Source organism: Pseudonocardia wallangbongensis, from assembly GCF_054486945.1.
This window is the reverse complement of record NZ_JBRERS010000004.1, coordinates 183,005-200,587: the sequence shown is the minus strand read 5'-3', so window position 1 is coordinate 200,587 and position 17,583 is coordinate 183,005. Positions and strand designations below refer to the sequence as shown.

Sequence of the window (17,583 nt, the reverse complement as noted above, 5' to 3'; positions counted from 1 at the left end):
TCGTGGTAAAACCCTCTCGGGAAGGCGCTTGCCTGTCAAGGGGAGACTGGGTACGTGGGGACAGAGCGACGACCGGTGACGATGCGCGACGTGGCGATCGCCGCGGGGGTGTCGCCGAAGACCGTGTCCAACGTCGTCAACGACTACGTCCACGTGCGCCCCGAGACCCGCGCCCTCGTCCGGCGCCACGTCGAGGAGCTGGGCTACCGGCCGCAGGCCGTGGGCCGGCAGCTGCGCCGGGGACGCACCGGCGCGATCGCGCTGGCCGTACCGGGCATCGACATGCCCTACTTCGCCGACCTCGCCGGCCTCCTCGTCAGCGCGGCCCGCGAGCGCGGGCTCGCGGTCGTCGTCGAGCAGACCGACGGCGACATCGAACGCGAGCGCGAGGTGGCGGCGGGCTTCCCCGTCCGGTTCGCCGACGCGCTGATCTTCAGCCCGCTCTCGATGCCACCGTCGGAGCTGGAGGCACCCCGGCACGACACCCCGATGGTGCTGATCGGCGAGCACGGCGGCTCGGCCGCGGTCGACCACGTGACCAACGCCAGCGTCGACATCGGCATAGCGGCCACCGCCCACCTCGCGGCGGCGGGCAGGCGGCGCATCGCGATGGTCGGCTACAAGGAGAACCGGCCGAAGCCGGTGATGGAGCAGCGGATGCTCGGCTACACCCGGGCGTTGCGCGCGGCCGGGCTGCCCGTCGACCGCGCGCTGATCCGCGCCGTACCCGAGTGGGACCGGGGGCCCGGCGCCGACGCCGTCGACGCCCTGCTCGCCGAGCACCCGGACGTCGACGCCGTCTTCGCGGCCAACGACGTGCTCGCCATCGGCGTGCTCAGCGCGCTGCACCGCCACGGCCGCCGGGTGCCCGACGACGTCGCCGTCATCGGGGTCGACGACGTGCCCGAGTCCCGCTTCACCACACCGGCGCTCACCACCGTCGCCATCGACCGGGCGTTCGTGGTCGAGTCGGCGCTGGAAATGGTCACCGCCCGGCTGGCCGACCCCGGGCTCCCTCCCCGCAACCTCACGGCCCCCCACCGGCTGGTGGCGCGGGACAGCGGGTGATCAGGCGAGGCTCAGCACGAACGCCCCGACGGCGAGGGCGAGGAAGGCGCCCGGGAACGCCAGCGCGTAGTTGCGCGCCCGCAGGTGGGTGAGCACCGCGGTATGGCGGAGGCCGGCGCGCCGAGGGGACGGGCCGATTGCGAACGCCGCCCGGCGACGACCGTTCCCGCTGGTCACACACCAACAGTGGTGCTCACACACCAACTGCTGTTGGTGTGTGAGCACCGAAGTTGGTGTGTGACGCCCCGGCCCGGCCGCGCCCCGCCGGCGGCTAGAGGGCGACGAGGACCGCTGCGAGGAGGGCCGCGCGCTCGGGGAGCGAGGCGACCTCGATCCGCTCGTCCGGGGCGTGGGCGCCCCCGCCCAGCGGGCCGAAGCCGTCGAGGGTGGGGAGGCCGGCCGCGCCCGCGGTGTTGGTGTCCGCGCCGCCGGCCGCCGGGCGGCCGGTGATCTCCTGCCCGAGCGCGGCACCGGCCGCCGCCACGCGGGCGAGCAGCTCCTCGTCCGGGTCCGACCAGGCCGGCCGGCTGGTGAGCGTCCGCACGACGACCTCGGCGCCCTCGCGCACGGCGCCGAGCCGCCCCAGCGCGGCGAGCACGCGGTCCTGGGTGGCGGCGTCGGTGAACCGCAGGCCGATGTCGGCCGCCGCGTGATCCGGCACGACGTTGGTGCGCCCGCCCCCGCCGACGGTGCCGACGTTGCACAGCACCGTCGGCTCGGCCGACATGATCTCGCGGACCGCGAACATCTGGTCCATCAGCTCGTCGACGGCGGACACCCCCGACCCCGGGTCGAGCGCGGCGTGCGCGGCCCGGCCGGTGACCTCGACCCGCACGCGCGTGCTGCCCAGGCGGGCGGTCTTCAGCGCGCCGCCGGGGTGCGGCGACTCCAGGCCCAGCACCGCGACGGCCCCGTCCATCTGGGCCTCGACGAGCGGGCGCGCCGTGGGGCTGCCGACCTCCTCGTCGGCCACCACGACGAGGCGCACCGGCCGCGCCGGCGCCATCCCGCACTCCCGCAGGACCGCGAACGCGAGCTCGGTGACGACCAGGCCGCCCTTCATGTCGTAGACGCCGGGTCCGCGCAGCACGCCGTCCTCGACCGTCAGCGGCATCGACCCGAGGGTGCCGTGCGGCCACACCGTGTCGTGGTGGCCGAGCAGCAGCACGTGCGGCGAGTCGCCCGCACCCCACCGGGCGACGAGGTGGTCGCCGGTCTCGTGCGCGACGCGCTCGGTCTGCGCCCCCAGCTCCCGGTAGCGCCCCTCGAGGACGTCCGCCAGCGCGTCGAGCGCGGCCGCGTCGCCGGTGGGCGTCTCCTGCCGCGCGTAGGTGACGAGCCGGGTCAGGGCATCATCCGCGAGCGCGGCTGCGGCACCGGAGAAGTCGGCCATGGATACGGACTATATCTTCGGCGGCCAGAAGTTGACACCCTGCCCTTATAGAGGTAGGACCTTCACGCATACGTCAGGTATCACCGTTGGGAGCAGCATGCCCGGGATCACCACCCGGCCCCTCGCCACCACCGTCGAGCGGCTCGCCGCCGTCCGGCTCTACCGCGAGGTGTTCGGCCTGCCCGGCGATGATCCCGCGTTCACGCCGAAGCTGCTGTCCGCGCTGCGGCACACGGGCGGGTCGGCCGTCGGAGCGTTCGACGAGGACGACCGGCTGGTGGGCTTCACCTACGGCTTCGTCGGCCTCGACGGCGGCACGCCCTACCACTACTCGCAGACCGCGGCGGTCGACCCGGCCGCGCAGGGCCGCGGCGTCGGCCGGCAGCTCAAGCGGGCCCAGGCCGAGATGGCCCGGCACGCCGGGGTGCGGACGATGCGCTGGGCGTACGACCCGCTGCAGGCGCGCAACGCCCACTTCAACCTCGACGTGCTCGGCGCCGCAGGCCGGTGGTTCCACCGCGACTACTACGACATGCAGGACCACAACGGCCGCACCGACCGGGTCGTCGTCGAGTGGGACCTCGACGCGCCGACCGGGGCCCCGGTCCCGCCGCTGCCGCGCGACGTCCCGGAGTGGGGCCGGTGCCGGCACGACGGCGACGTCGGCTGGTTCGCGGTGCCGGCGAGCGGCGACGAGCTGCGGAGGATGAAGCTGGACGACGCCCTCGAGCTGCGGGACCGGGTCGCCGACGAGCTCGCGCGGATCCTCGGCCCGGGCCATGTCCTGCTGTCGTGCCGGCGGGTCGACGACCGCACCGCCCTCTACTGCGTGGGGGCCCGGTGACCACCGACAACCGGCAGCTCAGCACCCCCGACGAGCGCTACGGCGCCCGCCTGCAACGCCGCTCCACCGCCACCACCCTGCTGCAGCAGGTCGTCGCCCAGGAGACGGCCAACCTGGCCACCACCCTGGAACGCCTGCAGGGCGACGGCTCGCTCGAGCAGGCCGCGCGCCGGATCGTCGCGGCCAAGCGGCGGTTCGTCACCGGCGGCTCCAAGTCGTGGTCCTACGCGTCCCTGCTCGCGACCGACCTGTCGGCCAGCATGGCCAACGTCACCCTGATCGACGGCACCGTCGTCCGCGCGGTCGACGTGCTCTCGGACGTGCGGCCGGGCGACGTGCTCGTCGCGTTCTCGCTGCGCCGCTACGCCCGCTCGACGATCGCCGTGGCCGAGGAGTTCGCCGCGGCCGGAGGCGCGGTCGTCGGGGTCACCGACGACGCGCGGAGCGCGGTGGCACGGGTGTCCGACGTCGCGGTCGTGGTGAGCACGGACAGCGCGTCCTACGCCGACTCCCCCACCGCCGTCGCCGCCGTCGTGCACGTCCTGGCCACCCTCGCCGCGGCCAGCGCGAAGGGCGCGCGCAGGCGGCTCGCACGCCGCGACGTGCTCACGGCCCGCCTCGGCGTCTACGCGGACGGAGACCGATAGATGCGGATCGAACGGATCGAGCTGCTGCAGGTGCGGCTGCCGCTGGTGCACGAGTTCGAGACCAGCTCGCACCGCAAGTCCTACCTCGAGCACGTGCTCGTGCGCGTCGAGGACGCGGGCGGCGCCGTGGGCTGGGGCGAGATCGCGTCGCCGTCCGGGCCGTTCTTCACCGCCGAGACCGTCGAGACCTGCTGGACGATCGGCGCGGCCTTCCTCGTGCCCGTGCTGCTCGGTGCGGAGTGGGAGCACCCCGCGCAGGTCCGCGCGCTGTGGGGGAAGGTGCGGGGCAACGAGTTCGCCAAGGCCGGTTTCGACATGGCGGCCTGGTCGCTCTGGTCGTCATCGGAAGGCGTGCCGCTGGCGGGGGCGCTCGGCGGGGAGCGGCGGACCGTCGTCGCGGGCGTCAGCCTCGGCATCGAGCCCACCGTGGACGCGCTGGTGGAGCAGGTGGCCCGGCAGGTCGAGGCGGGCTACCCGCGCGTGAAGCTCAAGATCGCGCCCGGCTGGGACGTCGAGCCCGTGGCCGCCGTCCGCGCCGAGTTCCCCGATCTGCAGCTGCACGTCGACGCCAACGGCGCCTACACCGAGGACGACGAGCACCTCACCGCCCTGCGCGCCCTCGACACCGCCCGGCTGACCATGATCGAGCAGCCGTTCGCACCCCGCGACCTCATGGCCGCGGCCCGCCTGCAGGCCACGATCGACACCCCGATCTGCCTCGACGAGGCGATCGTGGACGGGCACGACCTGGAGACCGCGCTCGCGGTGGGCGCCTGCCGGGTGCTGAACATCAAGGTCTCGCGGATGGGCGGGCTCAGCGCCGCCGTCGCCGCGCACGGCCTCGCCCGCGAGCACGACGTCCCCGTGTGGTGCGGCGGGATGCACGAGTTCGGCATCGGCCGAGCCGCCAACGTCGCGCTCTCCAGCCTCCCCGGGTTCGTCCTCCCGTCGGACGTCTCCGGGTCCGACAAGTACTACGCGCGCGACGTGGTGACCCCACCGATCCGCGCCGACCACGGCATCGTCGCCGTGCCATGGGACACCCCCGGACTCGGGCACGACGTCGACGAGGACTTCGTGCGGGCGAACACCGTCCGCACCCACGAGGGGACCCGATGACCGAACAGACGGACCGCGCCGAAGACCGTGCCAACGCCTACGAGCTGGAGCAGAGCCGCGGCCGCCGGATCGCCACCACCACGATCGCCGTCGCCGGCCTGGTCGTCTGCGCGATCGCCGGCGCCGTGGCCGACGCGCCCACGCTGTGGGGTGTCCTGCCGATCGCCATGTACGCGGTGCTGTGCCTGCTCGGCATGGACCTGGTGATCGCCACCGTCGTGAGCCTGGTGGGCGGGGTGCTCATCGCCCGCATGACGCCGGCCGACTTCGGGGACCTGCTCGGCGAGTCGATGGGCGACCTCGTCACCACGATCGGCGTGATCATCATGCTCGGCGCCGGCGTCGGCGAGGTGCTGCGCGTCACCGGGGTGGCGCACACGATCGTCCACTGGGTGCTGCGGATGGCCGGCCAGCGCAGCCAGCGGGCCGTGCTGCTGGGCGTGATGCTGTCCTGCCTGGTGCTCGTGACGAGCCTCGGCACCCTCGCCGGGGCCCTCGCGATCTCGGCGCCGATCCTGCTGCCCGTCGCGGCGCGCGTGGGTTTCACGCGGTCGGCCACCGCCGCGATGATGTTCGTCGGCGGCTGCGCCGGGCTCGCGCTCGCGCCGTTCGCCGGCTCGAACGTCGCGATCATGGAGGCCGCGGACGTCGGCTACCTGACCTACCTGCAGTACGGCGCGGCGCCACTCGCCGTGCTGTCACTCCTCGTCGCGATGATCGTCGTGCCCTGGATCCAGCGGCGCAGCGCGCGCACCGACGACTTCTACACCGACAGCGACCTGGAGACCGACGAGGTCGAGGTGCCGGCGGGCGCCGGCCGGGCCACCGCGGTGTTCCTCGTGCTGCTCCTCGCCACCGTCGCCTACGCGACGATCACGGCGGCCGGCACCTCGTTCCCGCTGCTCGCGCTGCCGCTGCTGGGCATCGCCACCGGCGTCGCCGCCCGGCTGCCGGCCACCCACATCGCGCGGCACCTCTACCGCGGCGCGGCCCGGCTGGTGAGCATCTTCCTGCTGTTCTGGCTGCTCGCGGCGCTGTTCCTGGTGATCGACGGCCTGAAGCCGTTCGACGTCGTGCTCCAGATCTTCGGGCCGCAGCTGCAGAACTCGTCGGGCCTCGGCTTCGCCGTCGCGATCGCGCTGCTCGGCTGGGTTGGCGTCCCGGGGGCGACCGCGGCCCAGGTCGTGCTGCTGGACCAGGTGTTCGGCGGACTCGCCACCACGGTCGGCCTCGGCGCGGGGGCCTGGGTGGTCGTGCTGCTGTGGGCGTCGAAGGCCGACACGTACGGCCCGTTCCCGAACGCCAACATGGTCGGCGCGATGGGTCTTGCCCGGTCGACGAACCTGAGATCGCTGCTGCTCACCGGGTGGATGGTGCTGATCCCGGCCTCGTTGATGTACGTCGCGATCCTGGCGGTGCTCTCATGAGTGACCTCGTGATCACGGGTGGGACGGTCGTCGACGGCTCCGGCGCTCCCGGACGGCCCGCGGACGTCGGGGTCACGGCGGGCCGGGTGGACGCCGTCGCCGCGCCCGGCTCATTGACCGGCACGCGGATCGACGCCGACGGGCTCGTCGTCTGCCCCGGCTTCATCGACCTGCACTCGCACGCCGACTTCAGCATCACCGGGCACCCGGCCGCCGACACCGCCGTGACGCAGGGCGTCACCACGCTGGTCACGGGCAACTGCGGCTTCTCGCCGTTCCCCGTCGGCGACCTCGACGCGCTGCGCTCCGCCTCGGCGTTCCTCCAGGCCGAGCTCCCCTGGACCTGGACCGACGCGGCCGGCTACGCCGACGCCGTCGACGCCACCCGCCCCGCGGTGAACCTCGCCCTGCAGGTGGGGCACTCGGCGCTGCGCCTGGCCGCCATGGGCGGGGCGGAACGCGCGGCCGAGCCCGCCGACCTGGCGCGCATGGGCGCGCTGCTCGCCGAGGCCGCCGCACAGGGCGTCTGGGGGTTCTCGACGGGCCTGATCTACGCGCCCGGCGCGTACGGCGACGCGGCCGAGGTCACGGCGCTGGCGCGGGTGGCCGCCGCCCACGGGCTGCTCTACTCGACGCACATGCGCAACGAGGCCGACACCCTGCTCGACGCCGTGCGCGAGGCCGTCGCCACCGCGCGGACCACGGGCGTACGGCTGGAGATCTCGCACCTCAAGGCGATGGGCCGCAGCAACCACGGCGCCGTCGCCGACGCCCTGCGGATCATCGACGAGGCCCGCGCCGACGACGTGGACGTGACGTGCGACGTCTACCCGTACACGGCCTCGTCCACCACCCTCACCTCCCGGCTGCCCGCGTGGGCGCTCGACGGCGGCGTGGAGCGGATGCTGGAGCGGCTCGCCGACGGCCCGACCCGCGAACGCGTGGCCGGCGGTCTGCGCGAGCGCATGGCCCGCGACGTCAACCCGGAAGGCGTGGTGATCGCCGACCTGCCGCCCGGCCCCTTCACCGGCGCTCGCGGCCGCAGCATCGCCGACATCGCCCGCGAGCTCGGCACCGACCCAGCCGACGCCGCGCTGCGGGTGTTGTCCGGGCACCAGGGCGCCGTGTCGATCGTGAACCACGCGATGGCCGCCGCCGACGTGCGCACCGTGCTGCGGCACCCCGCCGCCAGCGTGGCCAGCGACGGCTGGGTGCTGCGCCCGGACGGCCCCGGCCGCCCGCACCCGCGCAGCTTCGGCACGTTCACGAACGTCCTCGGCCCGCGCGTGCGGGACGGGGACCTGCCGCTCACCACGGCCGTCCACAAGATGACCGGGCTCCCCGCCGCCCGCCTCGGCATGACCGACCGCGGCGTCCTGCGCCCCGGCGCCGTGGCCGACATCGCCGTCCTCGACCCCGAGACGGTGACCGACCGCTCCACCTACGACGACCCGTGGCAGCTCTCGACGGGCGTGCGGCACGTCCTGGTGGGAGGGGAGCCGGTGCTGGCGGACGGTGGTCTCACAGATGCTCGCCCAGGCGCAGTGCTCCGTCGCCGACCGCAGCAAGGTGGCCTTACTCCGGTTCAACCGCAGTAAAGCCACCATGCTGCGTTCCGCTCCCCCCTTGGAGAAGCCGTGACCTCGTCCCCCGTCTCCGACATCAACATCTACACGCTCGACATGTCTCGGCGGCAGGCCGTCGCCGCTGCCACGCTCTACGGCGTCGCCCTGGTCGCGAGCATCGCCGTCGCGGTGCAGACCGACCAGCCGGGGCTGTGGGGCCTCATCCCGATCGTCGTCTACGCGGGGCTCGCCCTGCTCGGCGTCGACATGGTGCTCGCCACCCTGGGCGCGGTGGTCTCCGCCGTGGTGCTGACGCGGTCCACGCCCGCGGCGCTCGGGCCGGTGCTGATCGAGTCGATGGGCTCGCTGATCGCGCTGCTCGGCGTGATCATCCTGCTCGGCGCGGGCCTCGGCGAGGTGCTCAAGCGCACCGGGGTCGCCGAGTTCATCGTGCTGAGCGTGGTGCGCAAGGTCGGCCTCACCACGCAGCTGCGGGCCCAGCTCGGCGTGATGATCGCGTGCACCGTGCTCGCCGGTGCGCTCGGCACCCTCGCCGGGTCCGTGGCGATCGTCGCGCCGATCGTGATCCCCCTGCTCGCCGCGCTGCGGTTCTCGACCACGGCCACCGCGGCGATGTTCTTCTTCAGCGGCCTCGCCGGGCTCACGCTCAGCCCGTTCGCCCCGATCACCGCGAGCATCTACGGCGCGGCGGGGGTCAGCTGGCTCGGCTACGTCCTCGCCGCCGGCCTGCCCACCGCGGCCGTGATGTTCGGCGTCGGCTTCCTCTCCGTCCGGTGGAACCAGCGCCGCACCGCCGACGCGTTCGGATACCCGCCCGAACGCGCCGTCGACCTGGAGGACGTGCACGACCCCGCGCCCGGTGCCGGGCGCACCACGGCCGCGTTCCTGATCGCGTTCGTCGCGCTCGTCGTCTACAGCGGGATCACCGCGGCGGGCGCGACGTTCGTGCCGGTGGCGCTGATCGTGCTCATCGCGGTCACCGGGCTCGCGGCGCGCCGGCCGATCGGCGAGCTGATGGGCGCGGTCTACACCGGGGCGAGCCGGCTGCTCGGGATCTTCTTCCTGTTCTTCCTGCTGGCCGTGCTGTTCGCGCTCGTCGACTCGATGGGCGTCTACGACGGCGTCGCCGAGCAGTTCTCCCTGGCCACGCTGAGCCCGTACCTGTTCTGCCTCGTCGTGGTGCTGATCGGCTGGGTCGGTGTCGCAGGGGCGGCCGCGGCGCAGGCGGTGCTGGTGAACCAGGTGTTCGGCCCGCTCGCCGCGACGCTCGGGGTGCCGCCCATGGCGTGGAGCCTCGTGCTGCTCGCCGTCTCGCAGACCGACGGGCTCGGCCCGTTCCCCAACCCCGACATGATCGGGCAGATGGGGCTGGCCGAATCCCGGTCGCTGCGCTGGCAGCTGCTGTCGTCGTACCTGGTGCTCGTCCCGGTCGTGGTGCTCTACGCCGTGCTGCTGGGGATCTACCTGTGACGGCCGCCGACGTGCTCGCCACGCTCCCCGAAGGTGGGTCCGCGCAGGTCGCGGGCGAGGTGTTCGGCACGCCCCAGTACGGAGGCGCACCGCTGCGGTCCACCGCGGCCCGGCGCGGCGCCGTCCGGCTGCGCTGCGCCTCGGTGACCAAGCCGCTGATCGTGTGGGCGGCCGGCGGCGGCCGCTCGAGCGACGGCGAACAGGCGATCCGCTACTCCGACAACGCCGCCACCAACCGCATCTGGCACGCCGGCCCGCCGCCGCGGCTCCTCGACCGGCTGGCCGCCTCCACGGGCGTCCGCTGGCGACCGGCGAACGCGGACCCCGGCTGGTTCGGCGGGGTCGAGGTGAGCGCCACCGAGCTCGTCACGGCCTACGGCGCGCTCGCCCGCGCGGCCGCGGGTGAACCGGCCGCCGCACGGATCCTGGGCTGGATGGCCGCGGTAGCGCCCGAGCAGGCGTTCGGCGCGCCCGACGCGGTCGCCGACACCCTCGGCGTCCCGGCGGCGGACGTCGCGGTGAAGGCGGGCTGGATCGGCCACCCCGACGAGACCGCCCTGCGCACCCACGTCGCCGCCATCGCCGAGCGGGACGGCGAGACCGTGGTCGTCACGGCGATGTCCGCCCTCCCCTACCCGGCCGATCGCGAGCGGTACCAGGAAGACCTCCGCGCCGGCCGCCCCGTCGTCGACGTGCACGAGCAGCTCGCCGGGCCGCTCCTGCGCGACCTGCTCGCGGCGACCTGCCGCGACCTCGCCCGGCTGGGCGGCCGGTGACACCCCCACTCGGGTGCACTCACGCCGCGACTCGCGCGCACGGAGACCGCGACTCGCGGAGATGGGAGGCCTCGAGCCCGCGAGTCGCGGTCTGGATGCACGCGAGTCGCGGTCCGAGTGCTGGTAGAAGTCGTCCATGGCCGACGTCCGGGCGGGCCGCACCGAGCGGTGGTTCAGGGCCGCGCTCCTCCTGAAGGCGCTGGACGGTGCCGCGGAGCTGGTCGGCGCCGTGGTGCTGCTGCTCGTGCCCGCCGCCACGGTGCACCGGCTGGTCGCCGAGGTCGTCGGCCGCGACCTGCTCGGCCCGCCGGACGGCTTCCTCACCCGGCACCTCGTGGCCGGCACCGCGGAGTTCGCCTCGGGCGGCCGCACGTTCGTGCTCGTGTACCTGGGATTGCACGGCATCCTGAAGCTGGGGCTGGTCTGGGCGCTGCTGCGAAAGGTTCGGCCCGCGTACCCGGTGACGGCCGCGGTCCTCGCCGTGTTCGTCGCCTACGAGCTGATCCGCGCAGCCCACACGGGATCGGCCGTGCTGGTGCTCCTGGCCATGCTGGACGTCATGGTGATCGTATTCGTCCTACGCGAATACCGCCTGCTGCGGGCGATCAGCAACGCCCGCACTATGGATCCTTGATGCTGTTCAGAGGCTCGAAAACAGCACCACGGCTCCATAACGCTATTTCAGCTCAGCGCGGCCGCCACCACTTCCCGGGCCTCCTTCTCTATGCGCCTCAGGTGCTCGGGGCCTCGGAAGCTCTCCGCGTAGACCTTGTAGACGTCCTCCGTGCCCGACGGGCGGGCCGCGAACCAACCCGCCTCCGTCACGACCTTCAGCCCGCCCAGCGCGGCGCCGTTGCCCGGGGCGCTCGTGAGCCGATCGGTGATCTTCTCCCCGGCCAGCTCCGTCGCGCGCACGTCGGCGGCGGCGAGCCGGCCGAGCTTCGCCTTGTCCTCGGGGCTGCAGGCCACGTCGGTGCGGGCGTAGGCGGGCTCGCCGAACCGCTCCGTGAGCTCCCGGTAGCGCTCGCTCGGCGTGCGCCCGGTCACCGCGGTGATCTCCGAGGCGAGCAGCGCGAGGATGATCCCGTCCTTGTCGGTGGTCCATACGCCGCCGTCGGTGCGCAGGAACGACGCGCCCGCGCTCTCCTCGCCGCCGAAACCGATCGAGCCGTCCAGCAGGCCCGGCACGAACCACTTGAACCCGACGGGGGTCTCCACGAGCTTGCGGCCGAGGTCGCCGGTGACGCGGTCGATCATCGACGAGCTGACGGCCGTCTTGCCCACTCCAGCGTCGGGTGACCAGCGGGGCCGGTGGGCGTACAGGTATCCGATCGCGACGGCGAGGAAGTGGTTGGGGTTCATCAGGCCGTCGGCGGTGACGATGCCGTGCCGGTCGGAGTCGGCGTCGTTGCCGGTGGCGATGCGGAACTCCCCGCGCCGCTGCACGAGGGATGCCATCGCGTACGGCGACGAGCAGTCCATCCGGATCTTGCCGTCCCGGTCGAGCGTCATGAACCCGAACCGCGGGTCGACGGCCGGGTTCACGACGGTCAGGTCCAGCCCGTGGCGCTCGGCGATCGCCCCCCAGTAGGCAACGCTCGCCCCGCCCATCGGGTCGGCGCCGATGCGCACGCCGGCCGACCGGACCGCGTCCAGGTCCACGACCGACGGCAGGTCGGCGACGTACGCGCCGAGGAAGTCGTGGCGGGCGAGGCCTGCGCGGTCGAGCGGGGCGCGGCGGACGCCCGCGAGGCCGGAGCGCAGCAGCCCGTTGGCACGGTCGGCGATCCAGGAGGTGGCGTCGGTGTCGGCCGGGCCGCCGTTCGGCGGGTTGTACTTGAATCCCCCGTCGGCGGGCGGGTTGTGCGAGGGCGTGACGACCACGCCGTCGGCGAGCCCGCCCGCCCGGCCGCGGTTGTGGGTGAGGATCGCGTGCGAGACGGCCGGCGTGGGGGTGAACGCGCCGTCCGCGTCGGCGAGTACGTGCACCCCGTTGGCCTGGAACACCTCGATCGCGGTGGTCCAGGCCGGCTCGGACAGCGCGTGCGTGTCGCGCCCGATGTACAGCGGCCCGTCGGTGCCCTGGGCGGCCCGGTACTCGCAGATGGCCTGGCTGGTGGCGGCGATGTGGGCGTCGTTGAACGTGGTGCGCAGCGACGACCCGCGGTGGCCGGACGTCCCGAACGCCACCCGCTGCGCCGGGTCCCCGGGGTCCGGGGTGCGGTCGTGGTAGGCGGCCAGCAGGGCCTCGACGTCGACGAGGTCCTCGGGCTGCGCGGGCGTTCCGGCGCGGGGGTGGTTCGGCATGGCGCGCTCCCGGGGTGCTGCAGCGGTTCCCGGACACCTTGCCACCGCCGACCACCGCCCCGCACCCGCTCACACCCCGACGCGGGGCTCCTCGAAGCGTTCCGCGTGCTCGGCCACCCACCGGGCGAACGTGCGCGCCGGGCGCCCGGTGACCTTCTCGACGGTGTCGACGACGGTCGTGGCGGCGTCCCCGGGGTCGGCGTACCAGCCGATCACGAACTCGGCGTCCGCCCGGGACACGCCGGTGCCCATCAGCCGGTCGACGGCCCGTTCGTGCGTGATCGGGACGAAGGCGATGTCGCGGCCGACGGCCCGGGACAGGAGCGCGATCCGGGCCCGCGAGGTCAGCGACTCGGGCCCGGTGAGGTTGTAGGCGCGCCCCGCGTGGCCGTCGTCGAGCAGCGCGATCGCCGCCACCTCCCCGATGTCGGCCTCGTGGACCAGCGCGCTCGGGAAGTCGTACGGCTCGCGCACGACGTTCTCGTCGCGGATCGACCCGACCCACGTCAGCGTGTTCGACATGAACTCCTGCGGTTCCAGGCGGGTCCACTCCACGCCCGACTCGGCGACGGCCTGCTCGACCGGCCCGACCCAGCCGCCCCACACCACCGTGATGCGGCCGACCCCGGCATCGACCGCCCGGCGCACCAGCTCGGGCCCGACCTCGGCGAGCCCTGCGGTCACGGTGATGTGCAGGCGGTCGACGCCCTCGAGGGCGGGGCCCAGCTCTCCCGGCGACGTGTGCGTGCCGGCGACGATCTCGACCTCCGCCGGGAACGTCCCCGCGGACGGGTTCCGGGTCAGGGCCCGCACGCTCTCACCCCGGCGAACCAGCTCTGCGACCACGTGGCGCCCGGTGTTCCCGGTGGCGCCCGTGACAAGTGTCGTCACAGTCGAACTCCTTTCGTCGCGGGCGACGCTAGAAGCTCGAGTCGACTTCAGGTCAAGGGTTTCGTCCGTTATGCGGAGAGCGGCGTGCGCTGCTGCGGGATGCGCAGGTGCAGCGGGAGGTGCCCGGTGCGCGGGGCCGAGTCGGTGGTGAGGTGGAAGTGGCCGCCCCGGGAGCGCCCGCAGATGTAGGAGCGCAGCGGCCGGGCGCCGAGCGCCTCCAGCTCGCGGGCCGCGGCCTCGGCGTCCTCGCGCGTCGAGTAGATCACCTTGCCGTCCGATCCGGTGCGGTGCAACGCCCTGCCCTCCGCCTCGGCGCGACTGGGCCGGCAGAAGATCGGGCGACCCGCCCTGGTGAGCCGGCCGTGCCGGGCGAGGACCTCCGCCCGCGCCGCATCGCGTACCCCGCGCTGCTGCGGCACCAGCGGTCCGGTCGTCGCGTCGCTCCTGTCGGCGCTCATCCGACCCCTTCCTCCGCGTCCTGTACCCGGTGATCGCGCGTGTCACAGCTTTCCGTTAGCCGGGCGGAAACGGGATAACACCATCGTGTTGATTTCCGACCTTGATCACGGTGGGTAGCGAACGCACGGAGTGGATGATCACCCAGCGTGGGCGGTCGGCCGCCGTTGCTGCCGAGCGGCTCCTTCGCGAGCCGACGTGCTCCGGTTTCGCACTCGCGCTCGGTGACTTGTGGACAACCGGCGCGCCCCCGTCGGGGTCTGTCACCGCCCGCGCCTAGCGTGTGCGCAGAACGTGAACGAGGGGGGCTCAGCCATGTGGCACCTGCACCGGGCCGAACGGGCAGACACACTGGCCCGCGCGCTCGGGGAGCTGCTGGCCGAGCCGCCTGCCGACCCGTTCGCCACGGAGGTGGTGGCGGTGCCGGCCAGGGGCGTGGAGCGGTGGTTGGCGCAGCGGCTGGCCCACCGGCTGGGCGCGGCCGGCGACCGGGGTGACGGGGTGTGCGCGGGCGTCGCGTTCCCCTCCCCCGCCGCGGTGGTGGCCGAGGTCGTCGCGGCGGCCACCGGCCTGGACCCCGAGGACGACCCCTGGCGGCCGGAGCGGGCGGTGTGGCCGCTGCTGGAGGTGATCGACGCGAGCGTCGGGGAGGAGTGGTGCGCCCCGCTGGGCGCCCACGTCGGTCACGCGGAGCGGGGTCGGCGCTACGCCGTCGCGCGCCACCTCACCGACCTCTTCGCCTCCTACGCCACCCACCGGCCCGCGCTGCTCACCGGATGGCTGGCCGGCATGAGCGCTCCGGACGGCCGGGCGGCCGACCTCGCGTGGCAGCCCGAGCTGTGGCGGCGGCTGCGCGAGCGCGTCGGCGCCCCGTCGCCGGCCGAGCGCCTCGAATCGGCGTGCGCCGCGCTGCGCGCCGACCCGGAGGTGGTGCCGCTCCCGGCACGGGTGTCGATCTTCGGGCCCACCCGCCTGCCCGCCGAGCACCTCGCGGTGCTGGCCGCGCTCGCCGAGCACCGCGACGTGCACCTGTGGTTGCCCCACCCGTCACCCGCCCTGTGGGCGGCGGTCGTGGTGCCGCCCGCGGTCCCGCCCCGCCGCGCCGACCCCGCCGCGGGCACGCCCCGCCACCCGCTGCTGGGTTCCCTCGGCCGCGACGCCCGCGAGCTGCAGCTGCGCCTGCCCACGGGGTGCGTCGACACGCACCACCCGGCAGCGGACCGCCCGCCGGTCACGCTCCTGGAGCGGCTGCAGGCCGACCTGCGCGACGACCGCGCGCCCGAGGGCGGGTTCGAGCTGCCGCCCGGCGACCGCAGCGTGCAGGTGCACTCCTGCCACGGGCCGGACCGGCAGGTCGAGGTGCTCCGCGAGGTCGTGCTCGGGCTGCTCCAGGCCGATCCCACGCTGGAGCCGCGCGACGTGCTCGTCATGTGCCCCGACGTCGAGACGTTCGCCCCGCTGGTCTCGGCCCGCTTCGGGCTCGCCGACGGCCCCGACGCCCACCCCGGCCAGCGCTTGGCGGTCCGGCTGGCCGACCGCGCGCTGCGCCAGGTCAACCCGCTCCTCGACACGGTGGCGCAGCTGCTGGAGCTCGCCGACTCGCGCGCCACCACGTCCCAGCTGCTAGACCTGCTCGGCACCGCACCGGTGCGCAGGCGTTTCGACCTGGACGAGGCCGATCTCGAGCGGGTGCGCGAGCTCGTGGTCCGTTCCGGGGTGCGGTGGGGGCTCGACGGCGCGCACCGGGCGCCGTTCCAGCTCGACGGGTTCGGCCAGAACACCTGGTCGGCGGGCCTCGACCGGCTGCTCCTCGGCGTCGCGATGTCGGGCGCGGAGCACGATTGGCTCGGCACCGCACTGCCCATGGACGAGGTCGAGTCCGGCGACGTCGCGCGGGTCGGCAGGCTCGCGGAGTTCGTCGAGCGGGTCGCGGCCGTCCTCGCCGGGCTGGGCGGGCAGCAGCCGCTCGAACGGTGGGCCGCAGCGCTGCAGGACGGGCTCGACGCGCTCACGCTCGTCACCGGCACCGACGAGTGGCAGGGAGTGCAGGCGCGCGCCGAGCTCGCCGCGGCGGTCCGGGCGGCCGGGCCGCACGGCACCACGGTCGAGCTGGGGCTGGCCGACGTCCGCGGCCTGCTCGCCGAACGGCTGCGCGGCCGCCCCACCCGGGCCAACTTCCGCACCGGCACGCTCACCGTCGCCACGCTGGTGCCGATGCGGTCGGTGCCGCACCGCGTGATCTGCCTGCTCGGCCTGGACGACGGCGCCTTTCCCCGCGCCGGCATGCCCGACGGCGACGACCTGCTCGCCCGCGAGCCGCTCGTCGGCGAGCGCGACCCGCGCAGCGAGGACCGCCAGCTCTTCCTCGACGCGATCTGCGCCGCCACCGAGCACCTCGTCGTGGTGCACTCCGGCGCCGACGAGCGCAGCGGCGCGCGGCGCCCACCGGCCGTGCCGCTCGGGGAGCTGCTCGACGCCGTCGCGACCACGGCGGGGCCGGAGGCGCTCGACCAGGTGGTGGTCCGCCACCCCCTGCAGCCGTTCGACCCGCGCAACTTCGCCGGACCGGCCCCGTTCAGCTTCGACCGCGCCGAGCTGGCGGGCGCGGTCGCGGCGGCCGGGGCGAAGGTGCCGGCGGCCCCGTTCCTCGCCGCCCCGCTCCCCCCGGCCGAGGACGATCCCGTGGTCGCGCTCGACGACCTGGTGGCGTTCGTCGAGCACCCGGTGAAGGAGTTCCTGCGCCAGCGGGTGGGGCTCTCGCTGTTCACGGCGGAGGAGCAGGACATCGACGCGCTGCCGGTCGACCTCGACGGGCTCGCGATGTGGGCCATCGGCGACCGGCTGCTGCGCGACCGGCTGGCCGGCCGGCCCCTCGACCGCTGCCGGCAGGCCGAGTGGCGCCGCGGGGAGCTGCCGCCGGGCACGCTGGGCGAGCACGTCCTGCACCGGGTGCTCGACGACGTCGAGCCGATCGTCGACGCGGCCCAGCCGTACCTGGCCGGCGACGCGGGCGACCGCGACGTCGACGTCACCCTGCCCGACGGCACCCGCGTCGTCGGCACGCTCGGCGGGCTGCACGGCGCGGTGCTGCTGCGCGTGGAGTACTCGCGGCTCGCGGCCAAGCAGCGGATCCGGGCGTGGGTGCGGCTGCTCGCGCTCACCGCGGCCACCCGCGAGCCGTGGCGCGCCGTCACGATCGGGCGCGGGCAGCGGTTCGGGCTCGCGAAGGCCACGGCCGGCCCCCTCGACCCCGACCGCGCCGCCGCCGAGCTCGCCGAGCTCGTGGCGCTGCGGCGGGCGGGGCTGCGCGAGCCGCTGCCGCTGCCCACGATCACCGGCGAGATCTACGCCACGCGCCGCCGCGGTGGCGCCGATCCCGCGGGCGCACTCGACGAGGCGCTGCGCAAGTGGACCGCCGGCGCGGGTGCCGAGCGGGCCGACACCGCACACGTGCGGGCCTGGGGTCCGGGCGCGGGCCCCGAGGTGCTCACCCCGGAGGGGCCGCCGGGCGGGGAGCCCACGAGGTTCGGCACGCTCGCGCTGCAGGTGTGGTCCCCACTGCTCACGACGGAGGACGTGGTGCGGCTATGAGAGAGCGC

The 17,583-nt window shown here is 74.6% G+C and carries 15 protein-coding genes; 10 read left to right on the top strand and 5 right to left on the bottom strand.

The features are described 5' to 3' along the window. Window positions 1–81: 81 nt before the first annotated feature. Entirely contained in the window at window positions 82–1,068 is a 987-nt protein-coding gene (locus ACU436_RS16040; RefSeq protein WP_459027007.1) for a LacI family DNA-binding transcriptional regulator, read from the top strand. Here the strand turns inward: ACU436_RS16040 and ACU436_RS16035 are convergent, their stop codons facing one another. Beyond that, window positions 1,069–1,245: a hypothetical protein gene (locus ACU436_RS16035; protein WP_459026008.1), complete on the bottom strand. Its 177-nt coding sequence runs from the start codon at window positions 1,243–1,245 to the stop codon at window positions 1,069–1,071. Between the two features lie 94 nt (window positions 1,246–1,339). Then, complete coding sequence (locus ACU436_RS16030) at window positions 1,340–2,461, bottom strand: M20/M25/M40 family metallo-hydrolase (RefSeq protein WP_459026007.1); 1,122 nt, start codon at window positions 2,459–2,461, stop codon at window positions 1,340–1,342. A 97-nt stretch (window positions 2,462–2,558) separates the two neighbouring features. Between ACU436_RS16030 and ACU436_RS16025 the strand changes: the two genes are divergently transcribed. The 8 genes from ACU436_RS16025 to ACU436_RS15990 all read left to right on the top strand — a co-directional run bounded on the left by ACU436_RS16025 (window position 2,559) and on the right by ACU436_RS15990 (window position 10,964). Beyond that, a complete protein-coding gene (locus tag ACU436_RS16025; protein ID WP_459026005.1) occupies window positions 2,559–3,305 on the top strand; it encodes a GNAT family N-acetyltransferase in 747 nt (248 codons plus the stop codon). Continuing rightward, entirely contained in the window at window positions 3,302–3,952 is a 651-nt protein-coding gene (locus tag ACU436_RS16020) for a MurR/RpiR family transcriptional regulator (protein WP_459026003.1), read from the top strand. The genes ACU436_RS16025 and ACU436_RS16020 overlap by 4 nt, the downstream gene beginning before the upstream one ends. Beyond that, a complete protein-coding gene (gene menC, locus ACU436_RS16015) occupies window positions 3,953–5,071 on the top strand; it encodes an o-succinylbenzoate synthase (RefSeq protein WP_459026001.1) in 1,119 nt (372 codons plus the stop codon). Beyond that, window positions 5,068–6,498 (top strand): Na+/H+ antiporter NhaC family protein, encoded by a 1,431-nt coding sequence (locus tag ACU436_RS16010; protein WP_459025999.1) that lies wholly within the window; start codon window positions 5,068–5,070, stop codon window positions 6,496–6,498. Before menC ends, ACU436_RS16010 begins: the two co-directional genes overlap by 4 nt. Continuing rightward, window positions 6,495–8,096, top strand: a complete 1,602-nt coding sequence (locus tag ACU436_RS16005) for an N-acyl-D-amino-acid deacylase family protein (protein ID WP_459025997.1) — start codon at window positions 6,495–6,497, stop codon at window positions 8,094–8,096. Before ACU436_RS16010 ends, ACU436_RS16005 begins: the two co-directional genes overlap by 4 nt. Before the next feature lie 39 nt (window positions 8,097–8,135). Further along, on the top strand, window positions 8,136–9,554 hold the full coding sequence (locus tag ACU436_RS16000; protein WP_459025995.1) for a Na+/H+ antiporter NhaC family protein: 1,419 nt from the start codon (window positions 8,136–8,138) through the stop codon (window positions 9,552–9,554). Further along, window positions 9,551–10,330, top strand: coding sequence for a hypothetical protein (locus ACU436_RS15995; RefSeq protein WP_459025994.1), 780 nt, complete (start codon window positions 9,551–9,553; stop codon window positions 10,328–10,330). The genes ACU436_RS16000 and ACU436_RS15995 overlap by 4 nt, the downstream gene beginning before the upstream one ends. Before the next feature lie 136 nt (window positions 10,331–10,466). Then, window positions 10,467–10,964: a DUF2127 domain-containing protein gene (locus ACU436_RS15990; RefSeq protein WP_459025992.1), complete on the top strand. Its 498-nt coding sequence runs from the start codon at window positions 10,467–10,469 to the stop codon at window positions 10,962–10,964. A 47-nt stretch (window positions 10,965–11,011) separates the two neighbouring features. Here the strand turns inward: ACU436_RS15990 and pgm are convergent, their stop codons facing one another. The 3 genes from pgm to ACU436_RS15975 form a co-directional block, all read right to left on the bottom strand. Continuing rightward, entirely contained in the window at window positions 11,012–12,637 is a 1,626-nt protein-coding gene (pgm, locus tag ACU436_RS15985; RefSeq protein WP_459025991.1) for a phosphoglucomutase (alpha-D-glucose-1,6-bisphosphate-dependent), read from the bottom strand. A 69-nt stretch (window positions 12,638–12,706) separates the two neighbouring features. Then, a complete protein-coding gene (locus tag ACU436_RS15980; protein WP_459025989.1) occupies window positions 12,707–13,528 on the bottom strand; it encodes an NmrA family NAD(P)-binding protein in 822 nt (273 codons plus the stop codon). Between the two features lie 68 nt (window positions 13,529–13,596). After that, the gene (locus ACU436_RS15975) at window positions 13,597–13,986 is read right to left on the bottom strand and encodes a hypothetical protein (protein ID WP_459025987.1); all 390 of its coding nucleotides are present in this window, start codon (window positions 13,984–13,986) and stop codon (window positions 13,597–13,599) included. 313 nt (window positions 13,987–14,299) lie between these two features. Between ACU436_RS15975 and recC the strand changes: the two genes are divergently transcribed. Further along, a complete protein-coding gene (gene recC / locus ACU436_RS15970) occupies window positions 14,300–17,575 on the top strand; it encodes an exodeoxyribonuclease V subunit gamma (protein ID WP_459025985.1) in 3,276 nt (1,091 codons plus the stop codon). The last annotated feature ends 8 nt before the right edge of the window (window positions 17,576–17,583 follow it).

Coding starts and splice junctions, on each gene's coding strand:
- ACU436_RS16005 (WP_459025997.1), top strand. CDS start 6,495: ATGAGTGACCTCGTGATCACGGGTGGGACGGTCGTCGACGGCTCCGGC.
- pgm (WP_459025991.1), bottom strand. CDS start 12,637: ATGCCGAACCACCCCCGCGCCGGAACGCCCGCGCAGCCCGAGGACCTC.
- recC (WP_459025985.1), top strand. CDS start 14,300: ATGTGGCACCTGCACCGGGCCGAACGGGCAGACACACTGGCCCGCGCG.
- ACU436_RS15975 (WP_459025987.1), bottom strand. CDS start 13,986: ATGAGCGCCGACAGGAGCGACGCGACGACCGGACCGCTGGTGCCGCAG.
- ACU436_RS16010 (WP_459025999.1), top strand. CDS start 5,068: ATGACCGAACAGACGGACCGCGCCGAAGACCGTGCCAACGCCTACGAG.
- ACU436_RS15990 (WP_459025992.1), top strand. CDS start 10,467: ATGGCCGACGTCCGGGCGGGCCGCACCGAGCGGTGGTTCAGGGCCGCG.
- ACU436_RS16030 (WP_459026007.1), bottom strand. CDS start 2,461: ATGGCCGACTTCTCCGGTGCCGCAGCCGCGCTCGCGGATGATGCCCTG.
- ACU436_RS16025 (WP_459026005.1), top strand. CDS start 2,559: ATGCCCGGGATCACCACCCGGCCCCTCGCCACCACCGTCGAGCGGCTC.
- menC (WP_459026001.1), top strand. CDS start 3,953: ATGCGGATCGAACGGATCGAGCTGCTGCAGGTGCGGCTGCCGCTGGTG.
- ACU436_RS16040 (WP_459027007.1), top strand. CDS start 82: ATGCGCGACGTGGCGATCGCCGCGGGGGTGTCGCCGAAGACCGTGTCC.